We start from the raw sequence: 20147 nt of genomic DNA on the forward strand, positions 1-20147 counted from the left end.
CATGGCATCACTGAAGCGATCGTGCAGCTGGGGACGACAATGCCGGGGACGCTGCCCGTATGCCGCCCACTGGTAACTGCTCCAGGGAACCTAGGTACCGGTCTCTCGCGTGAGAACGAGCGAGCCAATACACAATGAACCAGCAGGATACCGGGGTACCCCGGACGGGTCAAAACGGGGTCACGGAGGCGCCGTGACGACACCGTGACGCCGGCTCGGCGGCCGAGATGTGCGGCAGTGCCGGAAAGGTCCCCGAAGCCAGTGTCCACAGGCCCGACGGCACCTTCCGTACCCCGTCTAAGATGCGCCCCATGAGCTTTGGGCAGCAGGGGGGACCCCCGTCCCAGTGGGATCCCTGGAAACCGCAGTCGCAGCAGCCGTGGGGCAGCGACGGGGGCGAGCAGACCCCGGACTGGGCCGCGCTCGCCGAGGCCTCCGAGACCCGCAACAGACGGCGCCGGCTGTTCCTCATCGGCGGTGGCGCGCTCGCCACCGTCGCGATAGGCACCGCCGTGGCGATGGCCGTCGTATCGGCGAACAACGGCGACGACGAGGCGAACAAACCGACCTCGTCGCTGCCGGCGACCGCCGACATCCCGAGCGCCACCGGGACCGCGCCGTCGTTCGCGCCGACCAGCGCGCCGCCGCCGCTGGACCCGAAGGACTTCATCTCCAGCAAGGTCAAGGACACGGCGCCGCTGAGCGCGCAGCGGCTCTTCCCGGGCACGCAGCTGACCATGGGCACGACCGTGTACAAGAAGGGCACGACCTCCGACACGAAGAACTGCGCCGCCGCCGACACCGTCCAGGCCAGTCTCGGCAAGATCCTCAAGGCCGACGACTGCACCCAGTTCATGCGGGTCAGCTACACCAAGGACGGCGTCTCGGTGACGGTCGGCGTGGCCGTCTTCGACACCGAGGCCAAGGCGGCCAAGGCCAAGAGCCAGGTCGACACCAAGAAGGACATCGTCAGGTCGCTGTCCGGCGGCGCGGTGAAGCCCTTCTGCAACTCCGCGATCTGCCGTACGACCTCCAACTCCTACGGCCGCTACGCCTACTTCACCATCGCCGGTTTCGCCAACGGCAAGAACGTCACGGAGAAGGACACCGCGGTCTTCGGCATCGGCGACAACCTGGCCGAGTTCACGTTCCGCCAGATCCACCGGCGGGGCGAGCTCCAGGCGTCCACGGCGGCGAGCGAGTGACCCGGCGCGCGGTGCGGCGCGCCGGGGACTCTCAGCCCTGCTCCCAGGAACCGCTCAGGGCGGGCTCCGGGTAGGGCGCGACGGGTTCCGGACGGCTGCCCGCCGTCCGGAAGACCCAAGTGCGGTAGGACCAGAACCGGAAGAGCGTGGCGACGCCGATGCCCAGGAACTTGCTGACATTGGTGGCGAGCGTGCCGTCCCAGCCGAGCCCGTAGGTGGTCGTGTAGAGCACCGAGTTCTCGATGACCAGGCCGATACCGCTGAAGAACAGGAAGAGGGTCAGCTCCTTCCTGCGGCTGCCCCGGTCCTCCTCGTCGCGGTTCCGGTACGCGAAGTACCGCAGCCCGAGGTAGTTGCTCAGGATGGCCACGACCGTGGCCAGGACGCTCGCCCGGACGGTCTGCCACTCGGTGGCGGTCCTGATGAGGTTGAAGACCGCGAGGTTGACCACGAAGCCCGACGCACCGACCATGCCGAACTTCGCGATCTCGCGGTACAGCTTCCCGAACCGGGAGGGAAGCGCGTGACGTCCGCTGCTCACCGTCCCGTTCAGCCCCGCCGGTTGCGCAGTCGCAGCCGCAGGGGCATCACCGCCGACTCGATCTGTGTGGCGAGGTTCATCTTGGACTCGCCCTCGGTGCGCTCCTCGAAGCGGATCGGGATCTCGACGGCGCTGTGCCCGGCCCGCACGGCCTTGAACTTCAGCTCGACCTGGAAGCTGTAGCCCGCGCTGTCCAGAGTCGTGAGGTCGATGTCACGCAGGGTGGCGGCCGACCACAGGTTGAAGCCCGCGGTGATGTCCCGGATCTTGGTGCCGAGCACGGTCCTGGCGTACCGGTTGGCGAACCGGGACAGCAGGACGCGGTGCCTGCCCCACTCCTCGTCCAGCGAGCCGCCCTCCACGTACCGGCTGCCGACGACCAGGCCGACCCCGGACGCCACGGCCGTACCGAGCATCCGTGGTACCGCTTCCACGGGGTGGCTGCCGTCGGCGTCCATCTGGACGACGTACGCGGCGCCCTCGTCGAGCGCGGCGCTCATGCCGGCCACGTACGCCCGCCCGAGCCCGTCCTTCTCGGTCCGGTGCAGCACGCTCATCCGGTGCCCGTCCGAGTTGTACTTCTCGGCGAGCTCCTCGGCGATCCGCCCGGTGCCGTCCGGGCTGGAGTCGTCGACGATCTTCAGGTGCAGCCCGTCGATGGGCAGCCCGAGGACCAGCTCAGCCATGCGGGGCAGGTTCGCCGCCTCGTTGTAGGTCGGCATCACGATGGTGACCGGTACGCCGGGGTGTCTGTCGTAGGCCGTCATTGTCTTTCTCTTCCCCTCCCCTGGAGGCCCTCAAGGGTTCCCTCCCCGACGGGCGCGGGTCTGCCCAGCGCCCGGAAATGCCAGCCCGCCACGGTCCAACGGCCCGCGTCGAGCGTTCCCCTGCCGTCCACGATCCGTGGGCGGCTCACCAGCTCTGCGGCCCGCTCCGGATCGAGTTCCCGGAACTGCGGCCACTCGGTCAGATGCAGGACGAGATCGGCGCGTTCCAGCGCTTCCTCGGCCGACAGCGCGTATCCGAGCAGCGGATATGCCTTGCGGGCGTTGTCCAGCGCCTCGGGGTCGTAGACCGTCACGTCGGCGCCATCCAGGCGCAACCTGGCGGCCACGTTGAGCGCCGGTGAGTCACGGATGTCGTCGGAGCCGGGCTTGAAGGCCGCCCCGAGTACGGCGACACGGGCCCCCAGCACCGATCCGCCGCACAGCTCCCGCGCCAGCCCGACGACCTTGTCGCGGCGGCGCATGTTGATCGCGTCCACCTCGCGCAGGAACGCGAGCGAGACCCCGAGTTCGTCGGCGCGGTGCGCGAAGGCCCGGATGTCCTTGGGCAGGCACCCGCCGCCGAAGCCGACGCCGGCCCGCAGGAACTTTCCGCCGATCCGGTCGTCGTACCCGATCGCCTCGGCCAGGACGCCTACGTCGCCGCCCGCGGCCTCGCAGACCTCGGCCATCGCGTTGATGAAGGAGATCTTGGTGGCGAGGAAGGCGTTGGCCGCCGTCTTGACCAGTTCGGCGGTCGGGAAGTCGGTGCTGACGACCGGGGTGCCCGCGCCGAGGACCGGGGCGTACACCTCGCGGAGGAGTCCCTCCGCGCGTGCCGACCGCACCCCGAACACCAGCCGGTCCGGACGCAGCGTGTCCTCGACGGCGTGGCCCTCGCGCAGGAACTCCGGGTTCCAGGCGATCTCGGCCCCGTGCCGGGCGGCCAGCCGCTCCGCCGTGCCGACCGGCACGGTCGACTTGCCGACGATCAGCGAGCCCTCGGCCGCGTGCCCGGCGATCGCCGCGAAGGCCGCGTCGACGTGGGTCAGGTCGGCGCCGCCCGAGCCCTGGCGCTGCGGGGTGCCGACGCACACGAAGTGCACCTCGCCGAAGGCCCCGGCCGCCGCGTGGTCGGTGGTGAACGCGAGCCGCCCGCTCGCCGTGTGCCGGGCGATCAGCTCGGGCAGCCCGGGCTCGTGGAAGGGCACCTGTCCGCCTTGCAGCGCGGCGACCTTCTCGGGGTCCACGTCGACCCCGAGCACCTCGTGTCCGAGTTCCGCCATGCAGGCGGCGTGGGTGGCACCCAGATAGCCGGTGCCGATGACAGTGAGCCGCATGCGGTACGGCCTTTCATGAACAGGTTGGAGGAAGGAGACGGGTGGGCGACGGCTCAGGAGGTCTTCGCCCAGATCCGGTACGAGCCGGTGCCGCCTCCGCTGAGTTCGAAGGGGATCGTGCCGACCATGCGGTAGTGGCCGCTCGCGGTGACCTGCCGCGCGAGGTACTTCTCGAGATCCGGTGTCGCCACCCCGTCCAGCACGATGAGGTCGAAGTAGCCGGCCTCGATGGCGAGCCGGTACCCCTCCCGGCCGTGGTGGATCTCGCCCTTCCGGTCCGAGTAGCCGATGCCGTACGTCGACGTCCACTGGTCGTGGTTCGTCTTGTCCTGGAGGTAGTAGACGGGCACCTCGTAAGTGGCGCCGAGATAGCGGCCCTTGGGCTTCATGTACGGCTCGATCGCCTTCACGAGCGGGGTGGAGTCCGGCCACAGACCGAACCGCCACTCGGACTGCGAGACACCGAGGCACAGGGCCGTGACCCAGATCATGATGCCGAGCTGCGGATAGCGGAAGTGCTTGCCGACCAGCCGGATCACACCGACGCCGGCCATCGGGGCGGCGAAGAGCAGACCGAAGTCGAGGTGCTTGTAGAGCGAGACCGACGTGCTGAGGTGGATCTGGTAGGCCGGGGCGAGCAGCGCGGTACCGGCCAGCACCAGACCGAGCAGGGCACGCCAGCGCCAGCCGGGGCCCGCCAGGCCGTGGGAGCGCGGCGACTCGTTCATACGGCCGCGCAGCGCGTAGGCGACGGCCCCCGCGGCGGCGGCCGCGGTCATCAGGCCACCCCACTCCACCGACTTCTCCACCAGCGACATCGCGGTGTCGGTGCCGTGGGCACGGTTGGTGGTCGTCGCCCGCACACCGGCGAGCACGTCGGTGTAGAGCAGGCCCACGCCGGCCAGCGCGGCGGTGCCGAGGCCGAGCAGGAAGGCCCGCACCAGGCAGCGCCAGCCCTTGTGGTGCCAGGCCGTCAGGGCGGCCAGGACGATGAGGGTGGGCACGTACAGCGCGGACGCGTACTTCACCGCGACGGCCAGCACCATCACCGGCGCGGCGAGCAGCACGGTGATCGCGGGGGCGCGGTTGGTGCGGACGACGATCCACGCGGCCAGCGCCAGGAGGAAGATCGCGGGAGCGTCGTAGGTGGCGAACCAGCCGAGCACGATCGTCGGCTGGGTGACCGCGAACAGCGCGGCGGCGACCAGGGCCACCCGCTCGTTGAACATGCGCCGGGTGAAGGAGTAGAGCAGCGCGGTCGCGCCCAGCATGCACAGCAGGCTCAGCGCCCGGGCGCCGGACAGCCCGAAGGTGCCGTCGATCACGGCCGCGGCGACCGGGTACAGCATCGGCGATCCGGAGAAGTACGTCTCGTACCCGCTGTGCAGCGGGGTGCCGTTCATCCAGTGATCGATGATGTTGTGGCCCGCCGCCAGGTACAGGGCCTCGTCCTGGAACGCGGTGTTGGACAGCCTGAGCGACAGCACGGCCTGGACGAGCAGGACGACGGCGAGGACACCCCGGCTGACCCAGGCACGCCGTCTGCTGGGGGCGTCGTCCCATCCGGCGTCCGGCGTCTCGGGAATGTGGTACCCGGGCGCCACGTCCGTGTCGTCCGGCACCTGCTGGTACTGAACCGTGCGCAGGGCGTACGTCGGCTGGTCGTCGAAGCCGCTGCGGGGCTGCTCCGGGACGGCCGGCGCGTACGGCTGTTGCTGCGGCTGCTGCGGGTTGGCGTACCCGTACTCCTGCTGCTGGTACTGCTGCGGGGCCCAGCCGTCCGAGTTGAACCAGCCGCCGTCGTCCTCCGCGTACGGATCGTAGGGCTGTGGCGTGTAGTGATCGTTTCTGGAGGTCATCACGGCTTCCGTACGTCGAAGCCGAAGCTGTCGTCGGCGGCCAGGCGCTTGAACTCCTTCAGGGCCAGCGGGCTCGCCTCCAACCGCCAGTCGGCACGCTTCCTGTGGTTGAACCAGATGAAGCCGATCAGGCTGTCGTCGTCCTCGACGCCCTCGAAGAGGTTGCGGATGTCGGCCCGCCGCCGCTCACCGGGCTCGGCCGCGGTCTCGACGAGGATCATGGGCTTCTTGGTGAAGGCCCGGATCTCGTCCATGGTCGGTCCGAAGACACTGCTGAAGGCGTTGTCCTGCTCGATGGTCCAGTAGCCGACCAGGCCGACCCAGTCGACGTAGCCGTCGCCCGGGTAGTAGGGCTTCAGCTCGACGTTCTTGACCGGATTGATGATGTTGGGCGACCAGGACCAGATCACGTTCGAGGCGCCGAGCTCGATGAACGTGTCGTGGATGTGCCGCCAGGCAGCCACGTACTGCTCGGGGGTGACGTACTTCGTGCCCCACTTCTCCCAGTGGCCGTTGAACTCGTCGGCGAAGTCGATCACGACGGGCAGGTTCAGTCTGCGGACCGCGGTCGCGTACTCCTTGAGGTACGCGTCCGACTTGCCCGCCGCGATGTCGGCGAGGCTGGTGTCGAAGGGCTCCCAGGACATCAGTGTCATGGCGCCCTGGCTCCAGGCCCGGCGCACGCCGCTGGCGTCGAAGCCGTCGCCCCAGGCCGCGTAGTACTCGACGAGGTTGGGCTGCTTGCCGACCATCCTCGTGTACGCGTCGACGCCCTTCATGGAGGTCGGCGCACCGTCGACGGCGGCTCCGAAGTACTTCTTCGCAGGCTTGATCAGCGGTACGACGTCGTAGGGGACGTTCGAGTCCGCATCACCGGAAGAAACGTTTCCGCTTTTGTTCTGTCCAGAGGATGAAGCATTGTTCGACCCGTCGAGCACAGAGCAGCCGCTGAGGGCGAGTGCGGCGAGCAGGACGGCGGAGACCGCGCCGCGGGTGCGGGTGAGCAACTGCATCAGGCGACCGCCTTTTCCCGGGGCTGGACCAGCACACGGCCCACGACGAGGGCGTAGAAGAGTCCGGAGGACAGGATCAGGGCGAAGTTCGGGGCGTCCATGGTGAACGTCCGGTAGACCGCTCCCACGACCCAGATCAGCGCGGTGCCACCGCTCCAGACCCACATCCCGATCCAGAAGCGGCGGGTCTTGTTCTTCTTGGCCCCGGAGGAGCCGGTCGGCTGCCAGCCCATGCGGTTCTTGCGGAGGATGTCCCAGATGGCGAAGACGTGCGCCCAGCCGTACATCATGCGGGCCGCCCAGGCCTCCAGGCGGTAGGGCGCCCGGTGCCACATCGGGAAGACGATCGTGGTGTAGATGACGCTGGGGGCCACCAGGAGCAGATGCTCGACCCGCAGCTTCTCCGGCATCATGATCAGCAGCACGATGGGGATGACCGGCGCCGCGAAGGTGAACAGCGCCGTGTGGATGTAGTAGAAGAACCCGGACATGTAGCACAGGCGGCTGGACAGCTTGATCCTGCGCTGCCAGAACTTCCTGCTGCCGAGCAGGCTCATCGAGCCGGAGCACCAGCGGTACTGCTGGTTGAAGAAGGCGCCGGCGGTGTCCGGGCACACGCCCGTGGAGACGGCGACCGGGACATAGCGCAGGTCCCAGCCGAGACCACGCAGGTCGAACCCGGTGTGCACGTCCTCGGAGTGCTCGATCAGCGTCGTACCGCCGTTGGTGTCCAGTGCGGCCCGCCGGTACACGGCACAGGAACCGACGCAGATCGCCCCGTCGCTGCCCTGCCGGGAGACCTGCACGGACCGGTAGAACAGCTCCTGGACCGCGCCCGCGCCGCGCTCGATCCAGTTCTGCGAGTCGAGCACCCGGAAGTACTGCGGGGACTGGACGATGCCGATGGCCGGGTCGGCCTCCATGTACGGCAGCAGCTCTTCGAGCAGGTCGGCACGCGGGGTGAAGTCGGCGTCCAGGATGAGGATGTACTTGCCGTCCGACTGCCCGAACCCGAAGTGCAGGTTGCCGGCCTTCTTGAACCAGCCGCGGTTCTCCCGGGTGCCGTAGCGGAACCCGAAGTCGCGGGCCATCGCCTCCAGTTCGGGACTGGCGCCGTCGTCGAGCACGAACGGCACACAGACGCCCGGGTAGCGGTCGGCCATCTCCCGCACATGCCGCCAGGTGTTGTGCAGCACCTCGATGGGCTCACCGCACACCGGCAGGAACACGTCCACCGTCGGATAGACCTCGGGCCGCCAGTCATGGACCAGCTTCTTGTGGTGCGCGATGTCGAAGTCCCTGGTGAAACCGTTCACCCGGAGCGACACCAGGTAGTACACGACCGTGAAGACCAGCAGCGGTGTGTAGATCCACAGCACCGGAGTGGACTGGGCGAGCTTGAACTGGCTCACCACCAGGCAGCAGAAGCTGACCAGCGAGCTGATCGTCAGGATCCACAGATACCGATGCGCGTAGGAGTACTTCTCCCTGTCCGACGGCGGCAGCGGCAACAGCCCCAACGGAACTCCGTCACCTCGCCTGGCCCTTCGACGTCCCCCGGTCCGTACCGGACCAACTGAACTCATGCGAAATCCACCCTTGGGCCCTCTGGCCCGTTGACCCCCACCCTGTGCCCGGTCATCCTCTTTCGAACCAATGACCGAGCCGCGAAAGATTATCCGAGTTGTGTGAGAGATGTAAGGGTCAAGTGGAGAAGTAAGTCCAAAAAGTGGCGCTATGTCCCCTGAGTGAAGGCAAATGAGGGGTAACTAACAGGTTTCGCAACCGGACGTCCCGGGCAGCGTCCGCCGGTTCCGCGCCTCCTTGTTCCGTGCCCCCAGCAGCTCGTCCGCCGGATATCCGACCTCCTCCAAGGTCAGCCCGTGCGGCCGTACGACGTGGACAGCCGAGTCCCGTACGCCGGCGGCCAGCACCTTGGCCGGCCAGTCGGGGCCCCGGTGCCCGTCCCCCACGAACAGCAGCGCGCCGATGAGCGAGCGCACCATGTTGTGGCAGAAGGCGTCGGCGCGGACCGTCGCGGTGATGATGCCGTCGTCGCCGCGTACGAGGCTCAGCCGCTGGAGCGTGCGAATGGTCGTCGCGCCCTCACGTCGCTTGCAGTACGCGGCGAAGTCGTGCTCCCCGAGCAGCCGGGCCGCGGCCTCGTTCATGGCGTCGACGTCCAGCGGCCAGTCGTGCCACAGGACGTGCCCCCGCAGCAACGGGTCGACGCCACCCGGGTTGTCGGTGACGCGGTAGGCGTACCGCCGCCACATCGCGGAGAACCGCGCGTTGAACCCCTCCGCCGCCTCCCCCACCCCCCACACCCGCACATCCCGCGGCAACCGCCCCGCCAGCCGCTTCAGCAGCTTCTCGCGGTGCTCCCCCCACACCGCCTCCGGCAGATCCACGTGCGCCACCTGCCCCCGCGCGTGCACCCCGGCGTCGGTGCGCCCGGCCACGGTCAGCTCGTACGTCACGTCGCCCGACCGCGTCACGGTCCGCAGGGCGTCCTCGATCTCGCCCTGTACGGTCCGCCGGCCGCCGGCCTGTTTGGCCCAGCCGGAGAAGTCGCTGCCGTCGTAGGAGAGGTCCAGGCGGACGCGGACATGGCCGGGCTGTACTTCGTCGCTCACCCCCAGATCCTCTCAGGAACGCGGAACGGGCCCGCCCCGAGGGGCGGGCCCGCACTGGTGACGATCAGTGGCGGCCCGGGTTCAGCACGATCGTGCCGGAGTCGTTCGCCGGGTTGCCCTCGTTCGGCATCGTGTACGCGAAGAACGCCCGGCCGGTGGCGTTCTTGATCACCTCGTCGACGCGCAGCCCGAACGTGAAGGTGCGCGAGGCGTCCTCCAGGATCGGGGTGTCGATGTCGCAGAGGTAGTCGCCCTGGGGGTCCTCCCAGTCGGCGGCCCGGCAGTTCTCGGGGGCCTCGGTGACCGTGGTGCCCGGAGGAAGGTCCACCCAGAACGAGATCGGCTCGCCGCCGGAGCGCAGCAGCGCCAGCCAGGCCGGGCCGTGGTTGGCGAAGCCGACGTCCACCGAGACCGTCTCGCCCTTGCGGGCCCGCAGCCGCTCGCCGGTCAGGTCGAGGTCGAAGGTGTTCTTCGTCGGGAGGTCCGCCTCCGCGAACCGCGCGTAGTCCGCCGGATCGGCGTCCGGCAGCCGGACCAGCCCCAGCCGGGGACCGGTGCCCGCCCGGTAGTCGCCCTCGGCCAGCAGCTCGTCCACCTGGTCGGCGGGCACCGCGCTGAAGCTGTAGGACATCACGTCGTAGAGCGCGAAGCGCGCCGTCCTGATCGGGAAGGGAACGCTCAGTCCGTACGCCGCCTCCGCCGCGAACTCGCTGTCGAAGACGCACAGTGCCGTGGAACTCCCGAACACCTCGTCGGGGTCGCGCGGGTCGTACCAGCAGTTCCTGAAGTTGCCGGGGAAGGAGAGGCCCCGGCTGCCGTAGATCCGCAGGACCACGCCGTCGCCGCCCAGACCGCCGACGTTGCGGAAGCCCAGCGGTGCCCGGAAGGTGTCCCCCGCGCGGAAGCCCGCGGGCTCGGCCAGCTGCTTCATCCGCAGCTCGGGGCCGCCGACCAGTACGTCCACGCTGTGCCCGGTGAAGGCCAGGCCCTCACCCGCGGCCGTGACCTCGATGGTGCCGACCTCGCCCGCGGCGCTCTCGTCGGTCACGTCGAGTCTGATGCCGCCCAGGTCGTTGTAGTCCCGGCCGGCGTAGATCTCGTAACCCCGGCAGGTGGCGACAAGCCCCGCGACGGAGCAGCCCTGCCAGCCGCCGAGCCGGGAGAAGTCCACGGCGGCGACCCCGGCCAGGGAGCTGGCGTCCACGGTGACCGTGTACTCGCCCTGGTGGATCGGGTAGGTGACGCCGTTCTCGTCCGGCACCGGCTCACCGGGAGCCCGGAGCCCCAGCTCGATCTGCGGCTCGCCCGGCTCACCCGGCTCACCGGGCTCGGGGTGCAGCGAGAGGTTGACACTGTCGGGCCCGGTGACGGAGACCGGCAGCGGCTCCTCCTGGGCCTGAGCGGGACCGACGAGCGCGCCGGCGGCCAGCGCGGCCAGCGCGAACGCGGAGACACTGCGCCGCGCAGCGGCGAGGTAAGGCATGGGACCCCCCGTGACTCGGACATCACGCGCACCGGATCGGTGACGCATGTACATGACCTGTGAGTCCGCTGTGAGGTTGCCCTGCCTCGCCCACACCTTTCGCCGACATGCGAACGGGCCCGCTCCTCGAAAGGAACGGGCCCGTCACAACGCGGAGGCGTCAGGCGTCCTTGGACTCCTCGGCAGCCTCGTCGGCGTCGGCGGCCTTGGTCGTGTCGACCTTGGTCTCCTCGGCGACCGGAGCGGCCTCGGCGTCCTTGGCGGCACGCTTGGTGGCGGCCTCGGCCTCGCCGGTGGCCTCCTGGGCGACCGTCAGGGCCTCGACCAGCTCGATGACAGCCATGGGCGCGTTGTCGCCACGGCGGTTACCGATCTTGGTGATACGGGTGTAACCGCCGGGGCGGTTCTCGTACCGCGGGCCGATCTCGGTGAAGAGCGTGTGGACGACGCTCTTGTCCGTGATCACCTGGAGCACCTGACGGCGGTTGTGAAGGTCGCCCTTCTTCGCCTTGGTGACCAGACGCTCGGCGTAGGGCCGCAGACGGCGGGCCTTCGCCTCGGTGGTGGTGATGCGGCCGTGCTCGAACAGCGACTTCGCGAGGTTCGCGAGGAGCAGCTTCTCGTGCGCGGCACTGCCGCCCAGACGGGCACCCTTGGTGGGCTTCGGCATGGTGTTTCTCCTGTGTGTCTGCCCCGGCCGTATCAGGTACCGGGGTCAGGAACCCGGTGGGCGGATGCCCACCGGCATACGACCGATCAGTACTGCTCGGTCTCCACGAAACCCGCGTCCGCGTCGTCGTCGGCGCCGAAGGCGTCGGCAGCGGCCGTGGGGTCGAATCCGGGCGGGCTGTCCTTGAGGGCCAGGCCCATGCCGGCCAGCTTCGCCTTGACCTCGTCGATGGACTTCGCACCGAAGTTGCGAATGTCGAGGAGGTCGGCCTCAGAGCGCGCGACCAGCTCACCCACGGAGTGGATGCCCTCACGCTTGAGGCAGTTGTACGACCGAACGGTGAGCTCCAGCTCCTCGATCGGCAGCGCCAGATCAGCGGCAAGGGCGGCGTCCGTCGGGGACGGGCCCATGTCGATGCCCTCGGCGTCGATGTTCAGCTCGCGGGCGAGACCGAACAGCTCGACCAGGGTCTTACCGGCCGACGCCATGGCGTCACGGGGACGCATGGCCTGCTTCGTCTCGACGTCGACGATCAGCTTGTCGAAGTCGGTGCGCTGCTCGACACGGGTCGCCTCGACCTTGTACGTGACCTTGAGCACCGGGCTGTAGATGGAGTCGACCGGGATACGGCCGATCTCCTGGCCCACCTGCTTGTTCTGCACGGCGGAGACGTAACCGCGGCCACGCTCGACCGTCAGCTCCATCTCCAGCTTGCCCTTGCCGTTGAGCGTGGCGAGGACGAGGTCCGGGTTGTGCACCTCGACACCGGCCGGGGGCGCGATGTCGGCGGCGGTGACCAGACCCGGGCCCTGCTTGCGCAGGTACATCACGACCGGCTCGTCGTGCTCCGAGGAGACGACCAGCTGCTTGATGTTGAGGATCAGGTCGGTGACATCCTCCTTGACGCCCGGCACCGTGGTGAACTCGTGCAGGACGCCGTCGATGCGGATGCTGGTGACAGCGGCACCGGGGATCGACGACAGGAGGGTGCGGCGGAGGGAGTTGCCGAGGGTGTAGCCGAAGCCCGGCTCCAGCGGCTCGATCACGAACCGGGACCGGAACTCGTCTACGACCTCTTCGGTCAACGAGGGACGCTGAGCGATCAGCATGTGTGGAGATCCTTCAGTTCAGGGGCACCCACTATTTGATGCCCTGAGGTACTACAAGGGTACGGGCGATACGACCCTTACAGAGCCGTACCGCCCGAAAGCACTGCCTGTGAAGGCGACGCGTCAGACGCGACGACGCTTCGGCGGACGGCAGCCGTTGTGCGGGGTGGGGGTGACGTCCTGGATGGAGCCGACCTCAAGACCGGTCGCCTGGAGCGAACGGATGGCCGTCTCGCGACCCGAACCCGGGCCCTTCACGAAGACGTCGACCTTGCGCATGCCGTGCTCCTGCGCGCGGCGGGCGGCCGACTCGGCGGCCATCTGCGCGGCGAAGGGGGTGGACTTGCGCGAGCCCTTGAAGCCGACGTGGCCGGCGGAGGCCCAGGAGATCACGTTGCCCGAGGGGTCCGTGATCGAGACGATGGTGTTGTTGAACGTGCTCTTGATGTGCGCGTGGCCGTGAGCGACGTTCTTCTTTTCCTTGCGGCGCACCTTCTTGGCAGCGCCCTGACGACCCTTGGGGGGCATCTACTTCTCCTACGGGGAGGTGGTCGGTCCTACAGCGAAGACCGCTGATGAAGCGTTGTCCGCTGAGGACTACTTCTTGCCCGGCTTCTTCTTGCCGGCGATCGCGCGACGCGGGCCCTTGCGGGTACGAGCGTTCGTGCTGGTGCGCTGACCACGGACGGGCAGACCACGGCGGTGGCGCAGACCCTGGTAGCAGCCGATCTCGACCTTGCGGCGGATGTCGGCCTGGATCTCGCGACGGAGGTCACCCTCGGTCTTGATGTTGTTGTCGACGTACTCACGAATCGCGACGAGCTGCTCCTCGGAGAGGTCGCGAACGCGGGTGTTCGGGTCGACACCGGTTTCGGCCAGCGTCAGCTGGGCAAGGGTCCGGCCAATGCCGAACACGTAGGTCAGGGCGACCTCCACGCGCTTTTCGCGCGGGATGTCAACACCGGAAACGCGTGCCATTCAATGGCTCCTGGTGATCTTCGGAGGTCTGACACGAAACCGGTTCCCAGCCGCCGGCCTCTTCACGCTGTCCAATGGATGCAGCCAAAGATTAGGTACGACTGGGTCCTCGGCCTCCGAACCGAGGGTGTCGGACACCAGGTGTCCGGGTTCCGCGTAATTACATATTCAGCTCGCGTCGCGCGAAGTCTCTGCGAATGCAGAGGGTGAGGCCTGTTTGCGATCAGCCCTGGCGCTGCTTGTGGCGCGGGTTCTCGCAGATGACCATGACCCGACCGTGACGGCGGATCACCCTGCACTTGTCGCAGATCTTCTTGACGCTCGGCTTGACCTTCATGGGATCGAGGTTCTCCGAGTCAGAGGGATCTACTTGTACCGGTAGACGATCCGGCCACGCGTCAGGTCGTACGGAGACAGCTCCACCACGACCCGGTCGTCAGGGAGGATACGGATGTAGTGCATCCGCATCTTGCCGCTGATGTGTGCCAGGACCTGGTGGCCGTTCTGGAGCTCGACCTTGAACATGGCGTTCGGAAGAGACTCGACGACAGTGCCCTCGATCTCGATGGCACCTTGCTTCTTGGCCACGCTTCGCCCTTCGAATCGACTACCTTGATCGACTCCCCCGCTTTCCCTCACGGGCCGCATGAAGACATGCGGGTGCACGAGAGCCGACGAGTCAGTCTACGTCAGCGCACCCAGAAAGACGAATCGAGGATTCATGCCCCGACAGGGAGATCCTTAAGCGCCCGAAGGGCCCGCGGACGGCGAACGGTCTAGGCCAGCGGATCCGGAGCCGCCACGACCCCGTGCTCGGCCAGCTTCGCCCTGCCCCCGTCCGGAGCCGTCAGCACCAGCGGCCCCGCCTCGGTCAGAGCCACCGAGTGCTCCCAGTGCGAGGACCACGTGCCGTCCGTCGTGATGACCGTCCAGTCGTCCGACAGGACCTCCGTCTTCGGCGTACCGAGGGACACCATCGGCTCGATCGCCAGGCAGAACCCGGTGACCAGCTTCGGCCCCTTGCCCCGGCGCCGGTCGACGTAGTTCAGCAGGTGCGGGTCCATGTGCATCTCGGTGCCGATGCCGTGACCGCCGTAGTCCTCGATGATCCCGTACCGCCCGCCGCCGGGCTTCGGCTGCCGGCGGATGTACGTCTCGATGGCCCGCGACACGTCGACGAGCCGGTTGCCCTGCTTCATCGCCGCGATGCCGGCCCACATCGACTCCTCGGTCACCCGCGAGAGCTCGATCAGCTCCGGCGCGTGTCCCGAGCCCACGAAGGCCGTGTACGCCGCGTCGCCGTGCCAGCCGTCGATGATCGCGCCGCAGTCGATGGAGATGACGTCCCCGTCCTTGAGGACGACCTCGTCGGAGGGGATGCCGTGGACGACGACCTCGTTCACGGAGGTGCAGATGGTCGCCGGGAAGCCGCCGTACCCGAGGAAGTTCGGCTTCGCGTCGTGCTCCGCGAGGACCTTGCGCGCGACCTGGTCGAGATCCCTGGTCGTCGCCCCGGGCACCGCGGCCTCACGCGTCGCCGCGTGGATGGCGGCGACGACAAGGCCCGCCTCACGCATCTTGGCGATCTGCTCGGGGGTCTTGATCTGCACCATGCGGCGGAAGCCTTTCTCGGACCGGGGACAACCGGGTAAGGGGACGGGCGCCCTCAACGATACGTGCACCCACGCAGCAGCCGCGGCCCCCTGTCCAGGGAACCGCGGCTGACCTGCTCGGACCGGCGGGAGGGGAAGCCGCTAGGCGGCGTCGTCCTCGCGCTTGAGCGCGTCCATGGCACGGCCGGTGACGTCCTCCACCTTGCCGAGCGCCGAGATCGTGACCACCAGGCCCTGGGCCTTGTAGTAGTCGATGATCGGCTCGGTCTGGGTGTGGTAGACCTCAAGACGCTTGCGGACCGTCTCCTCGGAGTCGTCGTCACGCTGGTACAGCTCGCCGCCGCAGACGTCACAGACGCCGTCCTGCTTCGGCGCCTTGTACGACACGTGGAAGACGTGCGCCGAGTCGTTGCGGCAGATGCGGCGGCCGGCGATGCGCTTGACGACCTCCTCCTCGGGGACCTCGAGGTCCAGCACCGCGTCCAGCTTCATGCCCTCGGTCTGGAGCATCTCGTCGAGCGACTCGGCCTGCGAGACGTTCCGCGGGAAGCCGTCGAGCAGGAAGCCGTTCTCGGCGTCGGGCTGCTCCATGCGGTCCTTGGCCATCCCGATGGTGACCTCGTCCGGAACCAGGTTGCCCGCGTCCATGTAGGACTTCGCGAGTTTGCCGAGGTCCGTCTGCCGGCTGATGTTGGCGCGGAACAGGTCGCCCGTGGAGATGTGCGGGATCGACAGGTTCGAGGCCAGGAACGCGGCCTGCGTTCCCTTGCCGGCACCCGGCGGCCCGACGAGGACGATACGCATCAGCGGAGGAACCCTTCGTAATTGCGCTGCTGGAGCTGGCTCTCGATCTGCTTCACCGTCTCAAGACCGACACCCACGATGATCAGGATGCTGGTCCCGCCGAACGGGAAGTTCTGGCTTGCCCCGAAGCCGACCAACGCCATCGTTGGCACAAGAGCGATCAGACCCAAGTACAGCGAACCCGGCCAGGTGATCCGGTTGAGTACGTAGCTCAGGTACTCAGCGGTCGGTCGGCCAGCCCGGATGCCCGGGATGAAGCCACCATACTTCTTCATGTTGTCGGCTACTTCTTCGGGGTTGAAGGAGATGGCGACGTAGAAGAACGCGAAGAAAACGATCAGCAAGAAGTAGAGGGTGATGTAGATCGGGTGGTCGCCCTTGACGAGGTTGGCCTCGATCCAGGTCTTCCAGCCGGAGTTGCCGCTCGAGAACTGCGCGATCAGAGCGGGGATGTAGAGCAGGGACGACGCGAAGATGACGGGGATCACACCGGCCTGGTTGACCTTCAGCGGGATGTACGTCGACGTACCGCCGTAGGACCGGCGGCCGATCATGCGCTTCGCGTACTGCACGGGGATGCGGCGCTGGGCCTGCTCGACGAAGACCACCAGGCCGACCATGACCAGGCCGACCGCGATGACGGTGCCGAACTCGATCCAGCCGTCGGCCAGGGTGCCCTGCTTCTTGATGGCCCACAGCGCGGACGGGAAGGTGGCGGCGATCGAGATGAACATCAGGATCGACATGCCGTTGCCGATACCGCGGTCGGTGATGAGCTCACCGAGCCACATGACGACGGCCGTACCGGCGGTCATCGTGATGACCATGACGATCGTGGTGAAGATCGCGCGGTCCGGGACGATGCTCGACGCGACGGTGCAGCCGGAGAAGAGGGCGCCGCTGCGGGCGGTGGCCACCAGGCCGGTGCCCTGCAGGATGGCGAGCGCCACCGTCAGGTAACGGGTGTACTGCGTGATCTTCGCCGTACCGGCCTGGCCCTCCTTCTTGAGGGCTTCGAGGCGCGGGATGACCACGGTCAGCAGCTGGAGAATGATGCTCGCGGTGATGTACGGCATGATGCCGAGCGCGAAGACCGTGATCTGCAGCAGTGCGCCGCCGCTGAACATGTTGACCAGACCGAAGAGTCCCTGGTTTCCGGACGCCTGGTCCACGCACTCCTGGACGGACTTGTAGTCCACGCCAGGGATCGGAATGTGGGTACCCACGCGGTACACCACGATGATGGCGAGCGTGAAGAGCAGCTTCTTGCGCAGGTCGGGCGTCCTGAACGCCCGGGCGAACGCGGTGAGCACGGTGCCTCCTGCGACCCCCGCGCTACTGCGTCAAGGGTGACGGTCTTGAGGTTCGACGAATATGAGAGAAAGCAGTGCAGGCCACCTTACCGGCGACACTGCCCCCCGTGGAACGACCAACCGGGGATACCCCGTTGTGAGGTATCCCCGGTGGGTACTGCTTTACGTCATCGCGCTCAGACGAGCTCGGTGACCGTGCCGCCGGCGGCGGTGATCTTCTCCTTGGCGGAGCCGGAGACGGCGTCCACCGTCACCTGCAGCGCCACCGAGATCTCACCCTGGCCGAGGACCTTGACGAGGCTGTTCTTGCGAACGGCACCCTTGGCCACCAGACCCTCGACGGTGACCTCGCCACCCTCGGGGTAGAGCGCGGCCAGCTTGTCGAGGTTCACGACCTGGAACTCGGTCTTGAACGGGTTCTTGAAGCCCTTCAGCTTCGGGAGACGCATGTGGAGGGGCATCTGGCCACCCTCGAAGCGCTCCGGAACCTGGTAACGGGCCTTCGTGCCCTTGGTACCACGACCGGCCGTCTTACCCTTCGACGCCTCACCACGACCCACACGGGTCTTGGCGGTCTTGGCGCCCGGGGCGGGACGGAGGTTGTGGATCTTGAGCGGGTTGTTCTCCGCCATGATCAGTCGACCTCCTCGACCGACACGAGGTGGCGGACGGTGTGCACCATTCCGCGGAACTCGGGGCGGTCCTCCTTGACGACCTGCGTGTTGATGCCCTTGAGACCAAGGGAACGCAGGGTGTCACGGTGGTTCTGCTTGCTGCCGATGTAGGACTTGACCTGCGTAATCTTGAGCTGCGCCATGATTACGCACCCGCCCCGGCACGCGCACGGAGAAGAGCCGCGGGAGCGACGTCCTCAAGGGGCAGACCACGGCGGGCCGCGATCTCCTCGGGACGCTGCAGGCCCTTCAGGGCCTCCACGGTCGCGTGCACGATGTTGATCGCGTTCGACGAGCCGAGCGACTTCGACAGCACGTCGTGGATACCGGCGCACTCGAGCACGGCACGCACCGGGCCACCGGCGATAACACCGGTACCGGGGGACGCGGGCTTGAGCAGAACGACGCCGGCAGCCTTCTCACCCGTGATCGGGTGCGGGATGGTGCCCTGGATACGGGGGACCTTGAAGAAGTGCTTCTTGGCCTCCTCAACACCCTTGGCGATGGCGGCCGGCACCTCCTTGGCCTTGCCGTAACCGACACCCACGGTGCCGTCACCGTCGCCCACCACGACCAGCGCGGTGAAGCTGAAGCGACGACCACCCTTCACAACCTTGGCGACACGGTTGATCGCGACGACACGCTCAACGTAAGCGGTCTTCTCGGCGGCAGCAGCGCCACCGTCACGGCCCTTACGGTCCCGCCGCTCGCCGCCACCGGCACCGCTTCCGCGGCGCTGGGGTCCAGCCATTGGATTACCTCTCTCTTTCCGCTAGCTACGAGCGGCTCAGAACTTGAGCCCGGCTTCGCGGGCGGCGTCCGCCAGGGCGGCGATGCGCCCGGCGTACTGGTTGCCACCACGGTCGAATACGACGGCCTCGACACCGGCGGCCTTGGCGCGCTCGGCGACCAGGGCACCGACCTGCTTGGCCTGCGCGGACTTGTCGCCCTCGCCACCGCGGACCGTCGTGTCCAGGGTGGACGCCGACGCCAGGGTGTGACCCTTGATGTCGTCGATCACCTGGGCCACGATGTGGCGGTTCGAGCGGGTAACGACCAGACGGGGACGCTCCGCCGTACCGGAGATGTGCTTCCGGATCCGGATGTGGCGGCGCTTGATCGCGGCGCGCTTGTAGGCGTCGCCCTTCAGGATCTTCTGTCCGTATGCCATGGCTTACTTACCCGCCTTTCCGACCTTGCGGCGGATGACTTCGCCCTCGTACTTGACGCCCTTGGCCTTGTACGGGTCAGGCTTGCGCAGCTTGCGGATGTTGGCCGCAACCTCGCCGACCTTCTGCTTGTCGATGCCCTCGACCGAGAAGTGCGTCGGGTTCTCGACCTTGAACGAGATGCCCTCGGGCGCCTCGACCGTGATCGAGTGGCTGTAGCCGAGCGCGAACTCGAGGTTCGAGCCCTTGGCCGCGACGCGGTAACCGACACCGCTGATTTCGAGCTTCTTCACGTAACCCTGGGTCACGCCGGTGATCATGTTCGCCACCAGCGTGCGGGACAGGCCGTGCAGGGCCTTGTTCTGACGCTCGTCGTTGGGGCGGGTGACGTTGAGAACGCCGTCCTCACCCTTGGCGATGTCGATCGGCGCAGCGACGGTGTGCGAGAGGGTGCCCTTGGGGCCCTTCACCGAAACCGTACGGCCGTCGATGGTGACGTCCACGCCGGCGGGAACCGTGATGGGGAGCTTGCCAATACGCGACATAGCTGTTTCCTCCGATTCCTTTCCGCTACCAGACGTAGGCGAGAACTTCTCCGCCTACGCCCTTCTTGCCGGCCTGCTTGTCGGTGAGGAGTCCGTGCGACGTGGAGATGATCGCCACGCCGAGGCCGCCCAGCACCTTCGGCAGGGAGGTGGACTTCGCGTAAACCCGGAGACCGGGCTTGGAGATCCGCTTGATGCCCGCGATGGAGCGCTCACGGTTGGGGCCGAACTTCAGCTCCAGGACGAGGTTCTTGCCGACCTCGGCGTCCTCGACCTTCCAGCCCGTGATGAAGCCCTCCTGCTGGAGGATCTCCGCGATGTGAGACTTGATCTTGGACGCCGGCATCGTCACGGAGTCGTGGTATGCCGAGTTCGCGTTCCGCAGACGCGTAAGCATGTCTGCGATCGGATCAGTCATGGTCATGAATTGG

At 67.6% G+C, this 20147-nt stretch carries 24 protein-coding genes; 1 reads left to right on the top strand and 23 read right to left on the bottom strand.

Going from position 1 to position 20147, the window contains the following annotated elements; all coding sequences use genetic code 11:
- Nucleotides 1-311: 311 nt before the first annotated feature.
- Nucleotides 312-1205 carry a hypothetical protein gene (locus G3I78_RS12930; RefSeq protein ID WP_164423717.1) on the top strand — a complete coding sequence of 298 codons (894 nt, stop codon included), beginning with the start codon at nt 312-314 and terminating at the stop codon, nt 1203-1205.
- Nucleotides 1206-1236: 31 nt separating this feature from the next.
- Here G3I78_RS12930 and G3I78_RS12935 read toward each other — a convergent pair whose 3' ends face one another.
- The 23 genes from G3I78_RS12935 to rpsH all read right to left on the bottom strand — a co-directional run bounded on the left by G3I78_RS12935 (nt 1237) and on the right by rpsH (nt 20140).
- Nucleotides 1237-1746, bottom strand: coding sequence for a GtrA family protein (locus G3I78_RS12935; protein ID WP_164423719.1), 510 nt, complete (start codon nt 1744-1746; stop codon nt 1237-1239).
- 8 nt (nt 1747-1754) lie between these two features.
- On the bottom strand, nt 1755-2513 hold the full coding sequence (locus tag G3I78_RS12940; RefSeq protein WP_164423721.1) for a polyprenol monophosphomannose synthase: 759 nt from the start codon (nt 2511-2513) through the stop codon (nt 1755-1757).
- A complete protein-coding gene (locus G3I78_RS12945; RefSeq protein ID WP_164423723.1) occupies nt 2510-3850 on the bottom strand; it encodes a UDP-glucose/GDP-mannose dehydrogenase family protein in 1341 nt (446 codons plus the stop codon). Before G3I78_RS12945 ends, G3I78_RS12940 begins: the two co-directional genes overlap by 4 nt.
- 53 nt (nt 3851-3903) lie before the next feature.
- Nucleotides 3904-5709 carry a glycosyltransferase family 39 protein gene (locus G3I78_RS12950; RefSeq protein ID WP_164423725.1) on the bottom strand — a complete coding sequence of 602 codons (1806 nt, stop codon included), beginning with the start codon at nt 5707-5709 and terminating at the stop codon, nt 3904-3906.
- Nucleotides 5709-6722: a glycosyl hydrolase gene (locus tag G3I78_RS12955; RefSeq protein ID WP_164423727.1), complete on the bottom strand. Its 1014-nt coding sequence runs from the start codon at nt 6720-6722 to the stop codon at nt 5709-5711. Before G3I78_RS12955 ends, G3I78_RS12950 begins: the two co-directional genes overlap by 1 nt.
- Nucleotides 6722-8137: a glycosyltransferase family 2 protein gene (locus G3I78_RS12960; protein ID WP_164424184.1), complete on the bottom strand. Its 1416-nt coding sequence runs from the start codon at nt 8135-8137 to the stop codon at nt 6722-6724. The genes G3I78_RS12955 and G3I78_RS12960 overlap by 1 nt, the downstream gene beginning before the upstream one ends.
- Before the next feature lie 354 nt (nt 8138-8491).
- Nucleotides 8492-9358 (bottom strand): tRNA pseudouridine(38-40) synthase TruA, encoded by an 867-nt coding sequence (truA, locus tag G3I78_RS12965; protein ID WP_164423729.1) that lies wholly within the window; start codon nt 9356-9358, stop codon nt 8492-8494.
- A gap of 64 nt (nt 9359-9422) precedes the next feature.
- Entirely contained in the window at nt 9423-10841 is a 1419-nt protein-coding gene (locus G3I78_RS12970; RefSeq protein WP_164423731.1) for a hypothetical protein, read from the bottom strand.
- A 160-nt stretch (nt 10842-11001) separates the two neighbouring features.
- Nucleotides 11002-11511 (bottom strand): 50S ribosomal protein L17, encoded by a 510-nt coding sequence (rplQ, locus tag G3I78_RS12975; protein ID WP_164423733.1) that lies wholly within the window; start codon nt 11509-11511, stop codon nt 11002-11004.
- Nucleotides 11512-11597: 86 nt separating this feature from the next.
- Nucleotides 11598-12620 carry a DNA-directed RNA polymerase subunit alpha gene (locus G3I78_RS12980; RefSeq protein WP_003966937.1) on the bottom strand — a complete coding sequence of 341 codons (1023 nt, stop codon included), beginning with the start codon at nt 12618-12620 and terminating at the stop codon, nt 11598-11600.
- 123 nt (nt 12621-12743) lie between these two features.
- On the bottom strand, nt 12744-13148 hold the full coding sequence (gene rpsK / locus G3I78_RS12985; RefSeq protein WP_003956432.1) for a 30S ribosomal protein S11: 405 nt from the start codon (nt 13146-13148) through the stop codon (nt 12744-12746).
- Between the two features lie 69 nt (nt 13149-13217).
- A complete protein-coding gene (rpsM, locus tag G3I78_RS12990) occupies nt 13218-13598 on the bottom strand; it encodes a 30S ribosomal protein S13 (RefSeq protein WP_164423735.1) in 381 nt (126 codons plus the stop codon).
- 223 nt (nt 13599-13821) lie between these two features.
- Nucleotides 13822-13935, bottom strand: coding sequence for a 50S ribosomal protein L36 (gene rpmJ, locus G3I78_RS12995; RefSeq protein WP_003998809.1), 114 nt, complete (start codon nt 13933-13935; stop codon nt 13822-13824).
- Between the two features lie 29 nt (nt 13936-13964).
- Nucleotides 13965-14186, bottom strand: a complete 222-nt coding sequence (infA, locus tag G3I78_RS13000) for a translation initiation factor IF-1 (protein ID WP_003948620.1) — start codon at nt 14184-14186, stop codon at nt 13965-13967.
- A gap of 188 nt (nt 14187-14374) precedes the next feature.
- Nucleotides 14375-15211, bottom strand: a complete 837-nt coding sequence (map, locus tag G3I78_RS13005) for a type I methionyl aminopeptidase (protein ID WP_164423737.1) — start codon at nt 15209-15211, stop codon at nt 14375-14377.
- A 141-nt stretch (nt 15212-15352) separates the two neighbouring features.
- Nucleotides 15353-16015 carry an adenylate kinase gene (locus tag G3I78_RS13010; protein ID WP_164423739.1) on the bottom strand — a complete coding sequence of 221 codons (663 nt, stop codon included), beginning with the start codon at nt 16013-16015 and terminating at the stop codon, nt 15353-15355.
- Entirely contained in the window at nt 16015-17328 is a 1314-nt protein-coding gene (secY, locus tag G3I78_RS13015) for a preprotein translocase subunit SecY (RefSeq protein WP_164423741.1), read from the bottom strand. Before secY ends, G3I78_RS13010 begins: the two co-directional genes overlap by 1 nt.
- 176 nt (nt 17329-17504) lie before the next feature.
- A complete protein-coding gene (rplO, locus tag G3I78_RS13020; protein WP_003974249.1) occupies nt 17505-17960 on the bottom strand; it encodes a 50S ribosomal protein L15 in 456 nt (151 codons plus the stop codon).
- A 2-nt stretch (nt 17961-17962) separates the two neighbouring features.
- The gene (gene rpmD, locus G3I78_RS13025) at nt 17963-18145 is read right to left on the bottom strand and encodes a 50S ribosomal protein L30 (protein WP_006140898.1); all 183 of its coding nucleotides are present in this window, start codon (nt 18143-18145) and stop codon (nt 17963-17965) included.
- Between the two features lie 2 nt (nt 18146-18147).
- Nucleotides 18148-18753 carry a 30S ribosomal protein S5 gene (gene rpsE / locus G3I78_RS13030; protein ID WP_164423743.1) on the bottom strand — a complete coding sequence of 202 codons (606 nt, stop codon included), beginning with the start codon at nt 18751-18753 and terminating at the stop codon, nt 18148-18150.
- A 36-nt stretch (nt 18754-18789) separates the two neighbouring features.
- Entirely contained in the window at nt 18790-19173 is a 384-nt protein-coding gene (gene rplR / locus G3I78_RS13035; protein ID WP_164423745.1) for a 50S ribosomal protein L18, read from the bottom strand.
- Nucleotides 19174-19176: 3 nt separating this feature from the next.
- The gene (gene rplF, locus G3I78_RS13040) at nt 19177-19716 is read right to left on the bottom strand and encodes a 50S ribosomal protein L6 (protein ID WP_164423748.1); all 540 of its coding nucleotides are present in this window, start codon (nt 19714-19716) and stop codon (nt 19177-19179) included.
- 25 nt (nt 19717-19741) lie between these two features.
- Complete coding sequence (gene rpsH, locus G3I78_RS13045; protein WP_013001411.1) at nt 19742-20140, bottom strand: 30S ribosomal protein S8; 399 nt, start codon at nt 20138-20140, stop codon at nt 19742-19744.
- Between the last annotated feature and the right edge of the window lie 7 nt (nt 20141-20147).

Source organism: Streptomyces sp. SID13726 (assembly GCF_010548375.1).
GTDB lineage: Bacteria > Actinomycetota > Actinomycetes > Streptomycetales > Streptomycetaceae > Streptomyces.

Bases quoted from the DNA above. Each gene is read 5' to 3' on its own strand.
- rplR (WP_164423745.1), bottom strand. From the start codon at position 19,173: ATGGCATACGGACAGAAGATCCTGAAGGGCGACGCCTACAAGCGCGCC.
- rplQ (WP_164423733.1), bottom strand. From the start codon at position 11,511: ATGCCGAAGCCCACCAAGGGTGCCCGTCTGGGCGGCAGTGCCGCGCAC.
- G3I78_RS12940 (WP_164423721.1), bottom strand. From the start codon at position 2,513: ATGACGGCCTACGACAGACACCCCGGCGTACCGGTCACCATCGTGATG.
- rplO (WP_003974249.1), bottom strand. From the start codon at position 17,960: ATGGCGGAGAACAACCCGCTCAAGATCCACAACCTCCGTCCCGCCCCG.
- G3I78_RS12980 (WP_003966937.1), bottom strand. From the start codon at position 12,620: ATGCTGATCGCTCAGCGTCCCTCGTTGACCGAAGAGGTCGTAGACGAG.
- rpsE (WP_164423743.1), bottom strand. From the start codon at position 18,753: ATGGCTGGACCCCAGCGCCGCGGAAGCGGTGCCGGTGGCGGCGAGCGG.
- rpsK (WP_003956432.1), bottom strand. From the start codon at position 13,148: ATGCCCCCCAAGGGTCGTCAGGGCGCTGCCAAGAAGGTGCGCCGCAAG.
- rpmJ (WP_003998809.1), bottom strand. From the start codon at position 13,935: ATGAAGGTCAAGCCGAGCGTCAAGAAGATCTGCGACAAGTGCAGGGTG.
- rpmD (WP_006140898.1), bottom strand. From the start codon at position 18,145: ATGGCGCAGCTCAAGATTACGCAGGTCAAGTCCTACATCGGCAGCAAG.
- rpsH (WP_013001411.1), bottom strand. From the start codon at position 20,140: ATGACCATGACTGATCCGATCGCAGACATGCTTACGCGTCTGCGGAAC.
- rpsM (WP_164423735.1), bottom strand. From the start codon at position 13,598: ATGGCACGCGTTTCCGGTGTTGACATCCCGCGCGAAAAGCGCGTGGAG.
- map (WP_164423737.1), bottom strand. From the start codon at position 15,211: ATGGTGCAGATCAAGACCCCCGAGCAGATCGCCAAGATGCGTGAGGCG.
- rplF (WP_164423748.1), bottom strand. From the start codon at position 19,716: ATGTCGCGTATTGGCAAGCTCCCCATCACGGTTCCCGCCGGCGTGGAC.
- G3I78_RS12950 (WP_164423725.1), bottom strand. From the start codon at position 5,709: ATGACCTCCAGAAACGATCACTACACGCCACAGCCCTACGATCCGTAC.
- G3I78_RS12955 (WP_164423727.1), bottom strand. From the start codon at position 6,722: ATGCAGTTGCTCACCCGCACCCGCGGCGCGGTCTCCGCCGTCCTGCTC.
- G3I78_RS13010 (WP_164423739.1), bottom strand. From the start codon at position 16,015: ATGCGTATCGTCCTCGTCGGGCCGCCGGGTGCCGGCAAGGGAACGCAG.
- G3I78_RS12970 (WP_164423731.1), bottom strand. From the start codon at position 10,841: ATGCCTTACCTCGCCGCTGCGCGGCGCAGTGTCTCCGCGTTCGCGCTG.
- G3I78_RS12930 (WP_164423717.1), top strand. From the start codon at position 312: ATGAGCTTTGGGCAGCAGGGGGGACCCCCGTCCCAGTGGGATCCCTGG.
- G3I78_RS12945 (WP_164423723.1), bottom strand. From the start codon at position 3,850: ATGCGGCTCACTGTCATCGGCACCGGCTATCTGGGTGCCACCCACGCC.